The organism is Dehalococcoidia bacterium (genome assembly GCA_028711995.1).
In the GTDB taxonomy this organism is placed as follows: domain Bacteria; phylum Chloroflexota; class Dehalococcoidia; order SZUA-161; family SpSt-899; genus JAQTRE01.
This window is the reverse complement of sequence record JAQTRE010000004.1, coordinates 1-13968: the sequence shown is the minus strand read 5'-3', so window position 1 is coordinate 13968 and position 13968 is coordinate 1. Positions and strand designations below refer to the sequence as shown.

Below are 13968 nucleotides of genomic sequence, written 5' to 3'. Positions count from 1 at the left end.
ACGGCAAGCAACAGGAGCGAAATGGCAAGAGACTATTATAAGATACTTCAGGTTGACTCTGAAGCTGATCCAGAGGTTATTAAGAGTGCTTATAAGCGCTTGGCGCAAAAGTATCACCCAGACATCGATAAGAGCGCCAACGCTGAAGCCCGGATGAAAGAAATCAATGAGGCATATGAAGTCCTCGGTGACCCGCAAAAGCGCGCTGAGTATGATAGGGTCAAGGGAGTCTTTGGCAAGCCTCGCGGTAGTTCATCTTATGGTGGTGAATATTCATCGAAGAATACAACACAGAATGAAACTTCGTACCCACCACCGCAAAAACCCAAAGATACTCGCGTCCAACCATCTAAAAAACCCTCGATCTCGCGCGGCGCCACCTCAGGTTGGCATGGTCGACAGTTGATTTTGGCTTTGGTTAGCGTGGTGATCCTTGTGGCTATAGTTGCTGCAGTATGGAGCAACGTATCGAAATCGAATCCTTCCAATGGGCCAAGTGATGCAGCAACACCACAACTCACTGAAGTGGACCAAGCTGGCTTCTACAGAAACGCCACCTATGGTTTTTCCCTGAGTTATCCTACAGATTGGGAGAAGCAGGATTCTCCGCAAGGCGGTGCTTTACTGCTCGTTCTCTCTCCTGATAGGACCGGCATGGTGCAGGTGTGGGTCCAGTATTTGTCTGCGAAAATGACGCCTCAGGAATTTGCTGCCGAAAACATTAAGGGTCTTGAGCAGGGGCTGAGCGACTTTGCCCTGCTATCTGAAGGAGAGGTCAAGGTGGATGCGGAATCCGGCTATGAACAGGTGTTCACCGGAGCCGAATCAGGCCTGCCGCTGAAAGTGAAGGTGATCAGCATGGTGCGCGGCAGCCGGGCCTTTGCCGCTCTGGCTTTGAGCCCCGAATCTGACTTCGCTTCTCAGGCGGATACTTTTGACGAAATCCTTTACAGCTTGCGGTTGGAGGAACCGAGCCTCTCCGGCGTCCCTCGGAATGAGTCTCTGATCTTGACAGACATTGGGCCGACGACTATGGACCCGGCGCTTTCGCGCGATAGCACCTCTGCTTCGTACGTGATGGAGCTGTTCTCCGGGCTGGTGACGCTTGATAAGGGCCTGAAAGTAGTTCCGGAAATCGCTCAAAAGTGGGAGGTTTCCGATGACGGCAAAACATACACTTTTCATTTGCGGCAGGACGTGAAGTTCCAGGACGGAAAGAAAGTGACTGCCGATGATTTCAAGTATTCACTGGAGCGTGCCTGTAATCCCGCCACAGGGTCTAAGACGGCGGCCAATTATCTCGGAGACATTGTCGGTGTCAATGACAGACTCGCCGGAACAGCCAGGGAAATCAGTGGTGTGAAGGTTATGGATAAATATACCCTCCGAATCACTATCGATGCGCCCAAGGCATACTTTCTGGCCAAGCTCACTCATCCGGTAGCTTTTGTGGTGGATCAGGCCAATGTGGAGTCGGGCGGGGAATGGTGGCGCGAGCCCAACGGCACCGGCCCCTTCAAACTGAAGGAATGGAAGGTGGACGAGATCATCACTCTGGAACGCAATGACGGCTATTATGGGGAAATGCCCAAGGTCAAAAACGTGGTCTTTCGGTTGTATGCCGGAATCCCGATGATGATGTACGAAACAGGGGAGATCGATATCAACTATGTGTCTACGCAAGATATCGAGCGAGTTCTTGATCCGGCCAATGCGCTGAACAAGGAACTGATCACTATCCCCGAGTTCAGCCTGTGGTATATTGGTTTCAATGTGACCAAGCCTCCCTTTGATGACCCCAGGGTGCGTCAGGCGTTTTGTTACGCGGTGGATAAGGATAAAATCATCAAGCTGGTGATTAAGGATATGGCCAAACGAGCCGACGGTATTTTGCCGCCGGGGATGCCCGGCTATAGCGAAGGACTCAAAGGACTGGAATTCGATCCCGCCAAAGCCAAGGAACTGATCGGAGAGTCAACATACGGGAGCGTTTCGAATCTTCCTCCCATTACCTTTACCACTGCCGGACTCGGCGATATCTCGCCGATCAATCAGGCGCTCATCGATATGTGGAAGCAGAATCTGGGGGTGGATGTGGCTGTCAGACAGATCGATCCCGACGATTACTTCGATGTTCTCAAGGAAGACAAAGACGAGCTTTTCGATTCGGGCTGGATTGCCGACTACCCCGATCCGCAGAATTTCCTGGATATGTTGTTCTATAGCCAGAGCGAGGATAACGCAGGGGAGTACAGCAACCCTGAAGTGGATGTATTGCTCCAAACGGCACGCGGAGAAATGGATACTGATGCTCGCCTGAAGATGTACCAGGATATCGAGCGGATGATCGTTGAGGATGCGGCCTGCTTGCCGATGTTTTTCAACGTCAACTATATCCTGGTTAAACCCTATGTGAAGGACTTTGTGGCGGCTCCCATGCCGATTGCCTGGCTGAAGTATATCATTGTTGAATCGCACGATTAGCCGGCTTCAGGCCAAACCGCGAGATATGGACATAGAATACAACAGTCGGTGTTTATGGAGCGCAGCATGGTAGGCAGAAGAGAGTTTGTTTGTGTCTTGGCTCTGATGATGCTCCTGGCGAGCTTTGTGAGCGGCTGTAATTCAGGTGGAGATACCCCCTCTCCGAAAGAACCCACCTCAAGTTCCACTGTTGTGCCGATCATATCTCAGGGCGATATCACTGTGCTCTCCAGGAGTACCAAGACCGATTTCCCCAAATCCCTCACCTTCAATCTGGAAGTCGAAAGCGATGGCCAGATCACCGGAGTTGAGTTGCGGTACAAAATCGCCAAGGTTACTTCACCTTCGGTGATTGCCACCATCAAACCGGATTTCACTCCGGGCTATCGGGTGAAGACGAGCTGGGTTTGGGACATGAAGAAGGCCAGCTTGCCGCCAGGGGCAGAGGTTGAATATCACTGGGTTATCAAGAATGCATCGGGAGTGGTTTCTACCCTGACTGCGGAGAAACTCAGCTTCGATGACACCCGCTATGACTGGCGGGAGCTATTGGAAAATAATGTCCGGTTATTCTGGCATCAGGGCGATAAGTCATTCGGTCAGGCATTGATGAATGCGGCCCAGGGTGCGCTGGATAAACTGGCCGAAGATACGGGGGCGCTGCTGGAGAAGGAAGTTAAAATCTATATCTACGCCAGCGCAGATGAGTTACAGAACGCCTTGGTATATTCTCAGGATTGGACGGGAGGAATTGCCTTTACCGACTACGGTATCATAGCCATCGGCGTTTCTCCCGGTAATTTAGACTGGGGGAAAGGAACAGTGGCTCATGAGTTGGCCCATCTGGTCATAAGCCAGGTCACTTTCAATCCTTATGCCGGCTTGCCGACCTGGCTTAGTGAAGGCCTGGCAATGTATGCCGAGGGCGAATTGACGGAAAACTTCGAAGAACTATTCACGGGTGCCGTATTCAATTCTGCACTCATTTCGGTGCAGAGTTTGAGCAGCAGTTTTCCTGCCGATGCCGGAGAAGCACTTCTGGCCTATGCTGAGAGCTATCAACTCGTAAAATTTATCATCGATAGCTATGGCGCTGACAAGATGCTGGATCTGCTCCACGTGTTCAGGAATGGCAGCAGCCCAGATGATGCCTTATTGGCGGTGTATGGCTTTGACACCAACGGACTGGATAGCGTGTGGCGTCTCAGTCTCGGGATTGGGGCACCTTTAGCCAGCGGATTTCGGCGTGGATTGCCCGGTATGGCGCTTTGTTTCACCTTCAGTCATTTACCAACGCCAGCGAGCCTCTGATCACGTGGGGGCTAGTGGGCTGTTCAAGACTCAGTCAGAGTCCCCTTAGATAACTTTACATAAAACACGGGCCGTTTTACACGATAGCGTCTGCATCCTCACTGGAGAGAATGGATACGTCCTCTTCAGATTGGGTGTCATCGTCCCAAAGAGGGTCTGGTTCTCCCTCCAGGTCGCCGCCTTCATCTGCTTCTGAGGCGAAATCTTCCTCGGCATCGTATTTGGCCAGGCTACTCTTGAAATAGGGCTTCATTTCCTCGACTACCCTTGGAGGGAATGAAAGATGCCCTATCTGGCTGGGATGCTGGAATGTCTCCCGGATGATTACTTTGATCCTGTCATCTCTGAGGCTGGTGATCGCTGCCTGATATTTGTTTCCCCCTTCCATTAACTCAATCAGACGGGATGTCAGCTTGGGTTCGACCTCACCTAGGTAATCACCGGCATCATTGATTATGACCAGGCTCTGATCCCGGATTTGAAGATGGGCGGGGTCGCCGGGAGACATTTTGATCAAGGCCTCTCTTGGGGCTATTTTTTGCAGGCTCACGATTCTGGCCTTGCCGGTCTCTTCGATGAAAAACTTGGAATTGAACTTGGGGCTCTCTTTTGGCGGACGGTCTTCGCTCTTCAGAAGGGATAATCGCTGGATATTCCTTTTGGCGATGGCATTGGTCGGGTCCAGTTCAAGTACGCGTTCGTATGACTGCTTCGATTCGGCATAGCGGCCTAATTCTGTCAGTGCCTTCCCCAAACGATTGCGAGCATCGATATCATCTGGTGAAGTCTCAATAATTCTCCGGTTAAGTGCCACCGCCTCTTCCCACCGCCCCTGCATTGCCAGGCTGATGGCATCATCGGTATTGCTGAGCTTCATATACTTTGTCCTCCTAAACTCAAATCCAGGTGAAAATCACTTTTGGGATGACGCCGATCTGCTTTTCGAGATGACCTTTCTGTACGATTTTCCCCGGCACAAGATAATCAACTGCATATCTAATTTCGAAATGTTCGTGAAACGGTGTGCATTCTAACATTTTTTTTGCTACAACACAATAGGTCAAAGCCCTCAGATAAGAAAAAGATGTCTATGGGCCTCCCAAACCGAATGGGTTGTGTCTCTTGCTGAAAAGGACAAATCGTTCCGTTGATTATATCCATGCCAGGTGGTAATCTGACCTTGGAGAGACGCCTGAGTCGAGATTGTTTTATGTGTGAGAAAGATGACTACTGCAAATAGCGCTGACCTCATCCTGTTCAACGCAAATGTGCTTACCATGGAGGGTCTGAAACCTCGAGTGGAGCTTGTAGCCATCAAGGGGGATCGAATAATTGCGGTTGGCAGCAACAGCGATTGTCGAGCTTTCACTGGAGACCGGACCACTCTCATCGATTGCCATGGCAAAACCGTCATCCCGGGCTTTCATGATTCCCACCTGCACATCTTTTCGCTGCTTTCCAGTTTGTTGAGCCTCGATTGCAGTCCCTCGGCCGTCTCTTCGATAGCCGATATCCAGCGACTGATTGCATTGAGAGCAGCAGAGACTCCGAAAGGGTCCTGGGTAAAAGCCTCAGATTATAACGAGTTTTATCTGAAGGAGAAACGCCATCCGAATCGCCGGGATCTGGATCAGGTGGCGACTGACCATCCTGTCAGGCTGACCCATCGCACCCGACACGCCTCTGTGCTCAACAGCCTGGCACTCTCTATGGCAGGAATAAGCAGCCAGACTCCTGATCCTGACGGCGGACTCATCGATAGAGATGCTGAAACGGGAGAACCCACCGGAGTCCTTTTTGGAATGGAGTCCTACCTCAGCAAGAAGGTTATCCCGCCTCTATCCGCAGAGGATGTGGATGAAGGGTTGAGGCGGACCAACGAACTCCTGCTGGCATCAGGCCTTACTTCACTGGCGGATGCGACATCGCACAATGGGGTTGACCAGTGGGAACAGTTTCAAACTCTCAAGGCTGAAGGTAAGTTGGTATCTCGAATCACTATGATGTTTGATTCTGAGGCATTGGATCGAATTCTGGAGCGATCACTGGGCGCCGGAGCGGGCGATGACCACCTTCGATTGGGCATGGTGAAAATCCAGGTCGATGAGATCAGAGGGCCCCTTAATCCGCCTCAACCGGTGCTCAATGAGATGGTGTTTGAGGCGCATAGAGCTGGTTTCCAGGTAGCTCTCCATGCCGTTGAAGAGAACACGGTTGAAGCGGCGATAAGCGCCATCGAGTATGCTCAGCGGCGGATGCCAAAGGCCGATCATCGCCACCGGATCGAACATTGCTCTGAGTGTCCGCCTCATTTGTTTGAGAGAGTCAAGAAAGTGGAAGCCATCGTTGTTACTCAGCCTGCTTTTCTCTACTTCGGCGGCGAGAGATATCTGCAAACGGTTGATCGCCGAATTCTGCCGTGGCTCTATCGAGTCGGGGCGTTTCACGAAAGGCAAATCCCCCTTGCTTTCAGCTCCGATGCACCCATCATACCTCTGAACCCGCTTATCGGGATCTACGCCGCTGTAACTCGCAAATCTGAGGCTGGACAGGTCCTTTCTTCCACAGAAGCGATTTCACCTCATCAGGCGCTCCGGATGTACACAATGGGAGGAGCTTATGCCTGCTTTCAAGAGAATATCGGGGGCAGCATAGCGCCGGGGAAGCTCGGCGATCTGGTGGTGTTGAACGCTGATCCCACCGGAGTGCCGATGGAAGCGATCAAAGGGATTACCGTAGAAAAGACCATCATCGGCGGGAAAGTGATGTGGGAAAAGAGATGAATTCTTACAGCCCGGCGATGACGCCTGCAGTCATTTGCAGTACGAAGAAAACGATCATCGGGGTTAGATCGAACATGCCAAGCCGCGGGATGATCCGCCGCATGGTCGCCAGTATGGGCTCGGTGATTTGATAGAGGAAAGCGACTAACTGGTTGCCGGGATTCACCGGAAACCATGAGAGTATGGCCCGGGCAAAGATGGCAATTGAAAGCACCTGGCAAAGGAAGTATGCAAATAATTGGGGAAAACTCATTTCTGTTCCTTACTCCGGTTTTTGGCTTTTTCGTATGCGGCAATCACCGCCTGTGTAATAATGGCTCGCAGGCCGCCATTTTCAAGCTGTAGCAGTCCTTCGGTAGACGTCCCTCCCGGAGAGGTGACCATGTTGCGAAGTTCTGCAACGTGTTTTCCGCTGATCTGGGCGAGGTGGGTGGAACCCAGCATCGTTTGCAGCACTAGCTCTGATGCCATATCGCGTGACATCCCGATATGCACTGCCGCATCGATCAACGCTTCGATGAAGAGAAAGATATAAGCTGGGCCGCTCCCGCTTACTGCTGTGGCCATGGCGAGGTACTTCTCATCGGCAACATAATACTCTTTGCCCAGGGCAGCTAGGATGGATCGGGTCATTTCTCTCTGCCTGGGGCTCACCGCTTCGGTGGCTGTCCAGACGCTCATTCCTTCCCCGATCTGCGCCGGGGTATTGGGCATGACCAAAACGATACAGTTGTGATCAATCTGCTGGCGCAGGGTTTCGATATTGGCTCCGGCAACAATCGAAATCACCATCTGGTCGGGTTTGAAAGCCCCTTTCAGCTCTTGTGTGACGGCGGGGAGAACCTGAGGCTTGATTGCCAGGACCACGATCTCCTTGCCCTTGGCTGCCTTTCGATTGTCCGTGGTGAATTTGATTCCATAGAGTTCCTCTAAAGCCTTGAGGCGGGCTGGATTGACATCGCTGGCCGTAATCGCCTCCGCCTTTATGGAACCACTTCTGACGAGACCGGATATCATGGCTTCTGCCATCGCCCCCGCGCCGATAAAAGCGATCCTCATCGTTTAAGCCCTCCGTTCTCCAAATATTCCCCGGCCCACCCGTATCATGGTAGCGCCCTCTTCAATGGCCACCTCGAAGTCATCGCTCATTCCCATGGAAAGCTCTTTGAGTCCCAGCGCGTTGCCCAATTCCCATAGTCGGCGAAACACCGGCCTGACTTCTTCCGGGTCGCTGACCAGAGGCGCGACGGTCATCAATCCTTCCACCTTCAGGGCAGGCATTTCTTGCAGACTCTTCAGCGTTGAGGATATCTCCACCGGCGAGAAGCCTCCTTTACTGGCCTCTCCGCCCGCATTGACCTCAAGCAATACAGGAATCGGGTGCTCGATATGACGGCTGATAAATTCTGCCAATCTCAGGGAATCGACACTCTGGATTATATCAAAAAGCTCTACTGCTGTCTTTGCCTTGTTGGTCTGGAGATGTCCCACCAGGTGCCAGGTGGACTGTGATCTCACATCCTGCAGCTGGGGAAATTTTGATTGTGCTTCCTGGATTCTGTTCTCACCAAAGTGCCGGATGCCTGCCTGAAAGGCAGCGCGGATGGCTGCCGGGTCAACGGTTTTGGTGATGGCGATCAGGGTAATTTCGTCCGATGACCGCCCAGCCCGCTCGCACGCCCGGGCGATGCGGCTTTTTATTGCCTGGATATTATGCTCGATGTCCATGGTTACCTCGTGCAAGAGTTGGATTCACCGTAACTTCCGAGCGCCTTTTCCATTTCGGCCCGGAGATGCGCTGGCTTTATCCCTGAGTCTATTATCGACCACGAGAGGGGCTCATCTTGAGGTATCTCGCGATGGATTCGTCCGGGATCAATGCCGGCTTTCTCCATGGCCTTTTGCCATTCCGAGAGCGAACCCCGGGGCAAATTGGAGATAACCTCTCCCATCCGCCAATCCCCTCGCGAAAGCATGCCCTGGATCAGAGACCATTCGATGCTATCCGCTTTGACCTCCAGTCCTTTATGATTCAAACCTTTCTTAAGCATAGAAAGCCGGTGCTTGAGCACATCGGCAGTGGCCATCGGGAGCCACTGAAAGGGCGTTCCCGGCTTGGGCACGAATGGCGTTATATTCAGGGTCAGTTGGGTTCCCGATCGATGCTTCCCGGCGATGTCCCTGGCGGCAAGCGCCAGTTTGATGATATCCGATATATCGTCATCAGTTTCCGTTGGTAACCCGACCATGAAATAGAGCTTAAGTTGCCTCAGTCCGATCCCGGCAATCCGATCCGCGGCTTTCAGAATATCGTCCTCTGTTATGCCTTTCTTGATGACCTGTCGCAATCTCTCGGAGCCGGCTTCAGGGGCCAGCGTTACGGTCTTTGTGCCGCTATCGGCCAGGCCGTGGAGAAGGACGTCGGAAAGGGGTTTTATCCTTATCGAGCTCACTGAGAACTCAATTCCCCGCTTCCTGAGTCCGACCACAAGCTCGTCGATCTGGGGATGGTCGGAGATGGCGGCGCTCACCAATCCCATGCGTTTTCGATATTTCGATCCCTGTATGGCCTGTTCCAGGATCTTCTCCACCGGGCGATATCGCACGGGACGGAAGTGAAATCCGGCCAGGCAGAACCGGCACCCCCATGAACAACCCCGCGCAATTTCCATCAGATACAAATCGCCCAACTCAGTATCCGGCGTCAGCACGATCGAGGTTGTGGCCGTTTCCGACAGGTTGGCCACCGATTGGCGAACTATGGGTGGATTGGGGATGCTGGGAACGTAGATTCCCGGCACCCGGGCCAATTCTATGAGCAGCTCTTTTCGGGGAGAGTCGACACCGTCCAGAATGATCTGGGTCATCCTCGGTAAAATCTCCTCGCCCTCGCCGATGGCAAAACAGTCGATCATCGATGACAACGGCCCCGGATTGGCGGTTACCGCCGCCCCACCGGCGATGATCAAAGGGTGTTGTTCGCCGCGCTCGGAGGCGAAGAGTGGAATGGAGCTCGATTTCAGAACCCGGGCGGCGTTGAGATAATCGAGTTCATAAGAAAAAGAGAAGGCCAGAACGTCGAAGTCTCCCAACGGCCTTTGTGATTCCAGAGAGACGGTCTCATCTCCCTCCCAGAAAACCCTTTCGCAGACGATGCAATCGTTCCTGTTGAGGAGCTCGTAGAGGGTTTGAAATCCCAGATTGGACATGCCCAGAAAGTAGGAATTGGGGTAGATGAGAGCAATGCTGGTTTTGCCGCCCCAATCCTTGAGCAGAGTCCCCTGTTCTCTGGCAAGTCTTTCCCGTGCTTTCTGAAGCGTTTTCCAGTTCATCTTCTCGAATGTAACAGCATCGTTTCCCGGTGAGCCATATTATATCGTTTCTCAGTCAGGATAGCGACAAGGTAGTCTGAGGAAGCTCTGATCAAGAGATACAGGATTCCTCCTGCCTGAGGTCTGGGGTATTCCAAATCCAGTTATCAGTGATCAGTTTTCAAGAGGGCGAAGGGACACTTCCCTTCCGGGGGGTTGGGGGTGTCCCCCAGATTCTCTTTCTTCCCCCAAGATTGGGGGCGAGGGGGTTGATCAGGACTTATAGTAGGAGTTTTCCTAGCACAAAACAGCGCGGGGTATTGAATTTGACGGCTTACAACCATTATTATATCCTTGGCGTGAATGACTCTACCATCGAGAAGGGATTTTGCATCGATGAAGGATAGATTGAATAAAAGGAGGCCGTAGATGACAGCTTCGCGCACGACAAAGTGGGTGTACAATTTTTCAGAAGGGAATGCCAGCATGGTCAATCTCTTGGGGGGCAAGGGTGCCAATCTGGCAGAGATGTCAACCCTGGGGTTGCCGGTGCCCCCGGGTTTCGTGATCACTACAGAGACCAGTGCCGCCTATTTCCAGGCAGGAAGCAAACTCCCTGATGACGTTATGGACCAGGTCCGCAAGTCGATGAAAAAGGTGGAGAAGGAAATGGGCCGCCGCTTTGGCGATGCGGAAAATCCTCTTCTGGTTTCGGTGCGCAGCGGGGCGCGCAAATCCATGCCCGGCATGATGGAGACCGTGCTCAATGTGGGGCTTTGTGAACTTACCATCCCCGGCATGATCACGCAATCCAAGGACGAGCGCTTTGTGTATGATGCGTATCGTCGATTGATCACCATGTACTCGGATGTGGTGATGGAGAAGTCGTCCGGGATCGAACCGGAGAATGAGGGAATGGCCGTCCGTCCTCAGTTGGAAAAGCTGATGGACGCCCTCAAGAAGAAGCGGGGATGCAAGCTGGATACCGATCTGACCGCCCAAGACCTTAAGTCTCTCTGCGAGCAGTACAAGGCGAAAGTCAAAGAGGTGTTGGGTAAGGAATTTCCGGATGATCCGTGGGCGCAACTCTGGGGTGCTATCGGTGCGGTGTTCCAGTCATGGTATGGCAAGAGAGCGGTATCCTATCGAAGGGTGGAAGGAATTCCAGCGGAATGGGGGACCGCGGTCAATGTTCAGACGATGGTTTTCGGGAATATGGGAGAAGGCAGCGCCACGGGCGTGGCGTTTACTCGCGATCCGGCCACGGGAGATTCCCATTTCTACGGCGAGTGGCTGGTGAATGCCCAGGGTGAGGACGTGGTGGCCGGCATCCGCACACCGAATGCATTGAACAAGTATTGCAAGCAGCCTGGGCAGAACGATAAGCTTCCTTCTCTGGAAGAAGCCATGCCTGATATTTACCGACAGCTGGTGGATATTCGTAATACGCTTGAAAAGCACTATACGGATATGCAGGACCTCGAGTTTACCATCGAGCATGGGCGGCTCTGGATGTTGCAGACTCGCTCCGGCAAACGCAATGGTACGGCGGCAGTTCGCATGGCGGTGGATATGCTGGATGAAGGGCTGATCGATGCGAAAACGGCACTTAGGCGCGTCAAGCCGGAGCAGTTGGATGAACTCCTGCATCCGATGCTCGATCCTGATGGCGAAAAGACGGCTGTCAAATTGGCCAAAGGTCTCCCGGCCGGTCCCGGCGGCGCTATAGGCAAGATTGTGCTTAATAGCGAGCGCGCCCATGAATTAGGCAAAAAGGGCGATAAGCTGATTCTGGTTCGCACTGAAACCAGCCCGGAAGACGTGGAAGGCATGCATGTGGCTGAAGGTATCCTGACGGCTCGTGGCGGCATGACCAGTCACGCTGCTCTGGTGGCTCGCGGATGGGGCAAGTGCTGCATCGTGGGCTGTGGCGAACTGGATGTCGATTACCAGGCACGCACCGTTAAAGTCGCTGGTAAGACTCTCAAAGAAGGCGACTGGATCAGCCTGAATGGCTCTAAAGGAATTGTGTACTTGGGCAAGGTTCCGGTTGTTCCCGCAGAACCGGAAAAGAATCCCTGGTACAAGAAATTGATGGAGCTTGCCGATAGCACCCGAAGGCTGGGCGTACGCACTAACGCCGATAGGCCGATCGATGCGGAAATCGCCGTCAAGTTCGGCGCAGAGGGAATCGGTCTGACCCGAACCGAGCACATGTTCTTTGAAGGTGATCGCATCGTTTCCATGCGAAAGATGATCCTGGCTGATGACCTGGCAGGCCGAGAGAAGGCCCTGGAAGAGTTGTTGCCGCTGCAGCGAGAGGACTTCATCGGTATCTTCAAGGCGCTGAAGGGGCGTCCGGCAACCATCCGGTTCCTCGATCCACCCTTGCATGAGTTTGTTCCTCATGATGAGGCAGGGCAGAAAGAGATGGCCAAGGCAATGGGTATCAGCGCTGAAAAGGTCAGGGAGAAGGTGGACGCACTCTTTGAGTTCAATCCGATGTTGGGGCATCGGGGTTGCCGGCTAGGCATTACCTATCCGGAGATCACCGCGATGCAGGCCAGGGCCATTATCGAAGCAGCGTATGAAGTCAAGGGAGCCAAGGCTGAGATCATGATCCCGCTGGTGGGCCATGTGAAAGAATTTATCCACCAGAAGAAGATTGTGCTGGATGTTTTTGAACAGGTCAAGGCGGAGAAGAAGCGTCAGAAGGCTCCCGAGATCAAGATCGGGACGATGATCGAAGTGCCGCGTGGGGCAGTAACGGCTGATGAGATTGCCAAAGAGGCGGAGTTCTTCAGTTTCGGCACCAACGATTTGACCCAGATGGGTTGCGGCTTCAGCCGAGATGATGCCGGCAAGTTCCTTAAGCCATATGTAGAACTGGGCATATTTGAGCGGGACCCCTTCCAGACTCTGGATGCCAGCGGCGTCGGTGAGCTGGTGCGAATCGCAGTGGAGAAAGGCCGGAAGGCTCGCCCTGGTATCAAGCTGGGCGTCTGCGGTGAGCACGGTGGTGATCCGAAGTCGATCGAGTTCTTCCATCGTGTGGGGCTGGATTACGTCAGCTGCTCGCCGTTCCGGGTGCCGATTGCCAGGCTGGCCGCAGCTCACGCCGCGTTGGACGATTAGTTTTGATTCCGGTAGGGGCACGGCAGGCCATGCCGTGCCCCTATTCCCTGCAATGCGATATAATAGAGTTTGATGTCTGGTCGCAATATTCGCCAGTGGCTTGAGGAACGGGAAGAAGGCCTTTCGCCTTATGCTGCCCAAAGCAGGCTGGCAAAACGGGATAAACCGGAAGAACCATCTCCTATCCGTACTGAGTTCCAGCGCGACCGGGATCGCATCATCCACACCAAAGCCTTCCGTCGCCTCAAGCACAAAACACAGGTATTCATTGCTCCAATGGGTGACCACTACGTTACCCGGTTGACCCATACCCTTGAGGTTTCTCAAATCGCCCGCACAATCGCACGAGCATTGCGTCTGAACGAAGACCTTGCGGAAGCCATATCTCTGGGACATGATCTGGGCCACACGCCCTTTGGTCATGTGGGGGAAGATGTCCTCAATCAGATTTTGCCGGGCGGTTTTCGCCACAACGAACAGAGCCTCAGAGTGGTTGAAGTGCTGGAGAGGGGGGGGGAAGGGCTCAACTTGACAACCGATGTCAGAGAGGGTATACTGAAACACTCCAAGCCTAGGGAAGGCCTGATGGGAGAATGTTGGGATGCTCCCGCTACCTTTGAAGGACAGATTTGCAAGATAGCGGACTCCATCGCGTATATCAATCACGACATCGACGATGCTCTGAGGGCTGGCCTGATCACCCTAGATGACCTACCTCGTTTAGTCACTTCCACACTGGGGGATTCTCACTCCAAAAGGATCAATACCTTGGTCAGCGATGTGGTTGATTATTCGTGGGCAGTGACTGGTCTGGTAGAGGAGGAGAGCCCACCAGCGATTCTCCTGAGTCCTGCAATTCTGGAAGCCATGAACACCTTGAGGGAATTCCTTTTCGAGCGCGTCTATGATGCGGATGCGATGACCGATGAGGCAGAGAGAGCCAG

10 protein-coding genes are annotated in these 13968 nt (G+C 53.2%); 5 read left to right on the top strand and 5 right to left on the bottom strand.

Going from position 1 to position 13968, the window contains the following annotated elements; all coding sequences use genetic code 11:
- Positions 1-21 precede the first annotated feature (21 nt).
- Together PHV74_01440 and PHV74_01435 are read left to right on the top strand one after the other, a co-directional pair.
- Positions 22-2484 carry an ABC transporter substrate-binding protein gene (locus tag PHV74_01440; GenBank protein ID MDD5093033.1) on the top strand — a complete coding sequence of 821 codons (2463 nt, stop codon included), beginning with the start codon at positions 22-24 and terminating at the stop codon, positions 2482-2484.
- 66 nt (positions 2485-2550) lie between these two features.
- Positions 2551-3795 (top strand): peptidase MA family metallohydrolase, encoded by a 1245-nt coding sequence (locus PHV74_01435; protein ID MDD5093032.1) that lies wholly within the window; start codon positions 2551-2553, stop codon positions 3793-3795.
- Positions 3796-3871: 76 nt separating this feature from the next.
- Here PHV74_01435 and PHV74_01430 read toward each other — a convergent pair whose 3' ends face one another.
- Complete coding sequence (locus tag PHV74_01430) at positions 3872-4672, bottom strand: tetratricopeptide repeat protein (GenBank protein MDD5093031.1); 801 nt, start codon at positions 4670-4672, stop codon at positions 3872-3874.
- Between the two features lie 346 nt (positions 4673-5018).
- On the opposite strand from PHV74_01430, the gene PHV74_01425 reads away from it, so the two are divergent.
- The gene (locus PHV74_01425; protein MDD5093030.1) at positions 5019-6578 is read left to right on the top strand and encodes an amidohydrolase; all 1560 of its coding nucleotides are present in this window, start codon (positions 5019-5021) and stop codon (positions 6576-6578) included.
- A 4-nt stretch (positions 6579-6582) separates the two neighbouring features.
- Here PHV74_01425 and PHV74_01420 read toward each other — a convergent pair whose 3' ends face one another.
- From PHV74_01420 to PHV74_01405, 4 genes are read right to left on the bottom strand one after another with little or no spacing between them, the layout of a single operon-like run.
- A complete protein-coding gene (locus PHV74_01420; GenBank protein MDD5093029.1) occupies positions 6583-6831 on the bottom strand; it encodes a YggT family protein in 249 nt (82 codons plus the stop codon).
- A complete protein-coding gene (proC, locus tag PHV74_01415; GenBank protein MDD5093028.1) occupies positions 6828-7637 on the bottom strand; it encodes a pyrroline-5-carboxylate reductase in 810 nt (269 codons plus the stop codon). The genes PHV74_01420 and proC overlap by 4 nt, the downstream gene beginning before the upstream one ends.
- A gap of 3 nt (positions 7638-7640) precedes the next feature.
- Positions 7641-8306 carry a YggS family pyridoxal phosphate-dependent enzyme gene (locus PHV74_01410; protein ID MDD5093027.1) on the bottom strand — a complete coding sequence of 222 codons (666 nt, stop codon included), beginning with the start codon at positions 8304-8306 and terminating at the stop codon, positions 7641-7643.
- Positions 8307-8308: 2 nt separating this feature from the next.
- Entirely contained in the window at positions 8309-9910 is a 1602-nt protein-coding gene (locus PHV74_01405; GenBank protein MDD5093026.1) for a radical SAM protein, read from the bottom strand.
- 408 nt (positions 9911-10318) lie between these two features.
- Here PHV74_01405 and ppdK point away from each other — a divergent pair, with 408 nt between their 5' ends.
- Entirely contained in the window at positions 10319-13024 is a 2706-nt protein-coding gene (gene ppdK / locus PHV74_01400) for a pyruvate, phosphate dikinase (protein ID MDD5093025.1), read from the top strand.
- Positions 13025-13096: 72 nt separating this feature from the next.
- Positions 13097-13968: deoxyguanosinetriphosphate triphosphohydrolase (locus tag PHV74_01395; protein MDD5093024.1), on the top strand; the 872-nt coding region annotated here is incomplete at its 3' end.

Coding starts and splice junctions, on each gene's coding strand:
- PHV74_01440 (MDD5093033.1), top strand. CDS start 22: ATGGCAAGAGACTATTATAAGATACTTCAGGTTGACTCTGAAGCTGAT.
- PHV74_01435 (MDD5093032.1), top strand. CDS start 2,551: ATGGTAGGCAGAAGAGAGTTTGTTTGTGTCTTGGCTCTGATGATGCTC.
- PHV74_01430 (MDD5093031.1), bottom strand. CDS start 4,672: ATGAAGCTCAGCAATACCGATGATGCCATCAGCCTGGCAATGCAGGGG.
- PHV74_01425 (MDD5093030.1), top strand. CDS start 5,019: ATGACTACTGCAAATAGCGCTGACCTCATCCTGTTCAACGCAAATGTG.
- PHV74_01420 (MDD5093029.1), bottom strand. CDS start 6,831: ATGAGTTTTCCCCAATTATTTGCATACTTCCTTTGCCAGGTGCTTTCA.
- proC (MDD5093028.1), bottom strand. CDS start 7,637: ATGAGGATCGCTTTTATCGGCGCGGGGGCGATGGCAGAAGCCATGATA.
- PHV74_01410 (MDD5093027.1), bottom strand. CDS start 8,306: ATGGACATCGAGCATAATATCCAGGCAATAAAAAGCCGCATCGCCCGG.
- PHV74_01405 (MDD5093026.1), bottom strand. CDS start 9,910: ATGAACTGGAAAACGCTTCAGAAAGCACGGGAAAGACTTGCCAGAGAA.
- ppdK (MDD5093025.1), top strand. CDS start 10,319: ATGACAGCTTCGCGCACGACAAAGTGGGTGTACAATTTTTCAGAAGGG.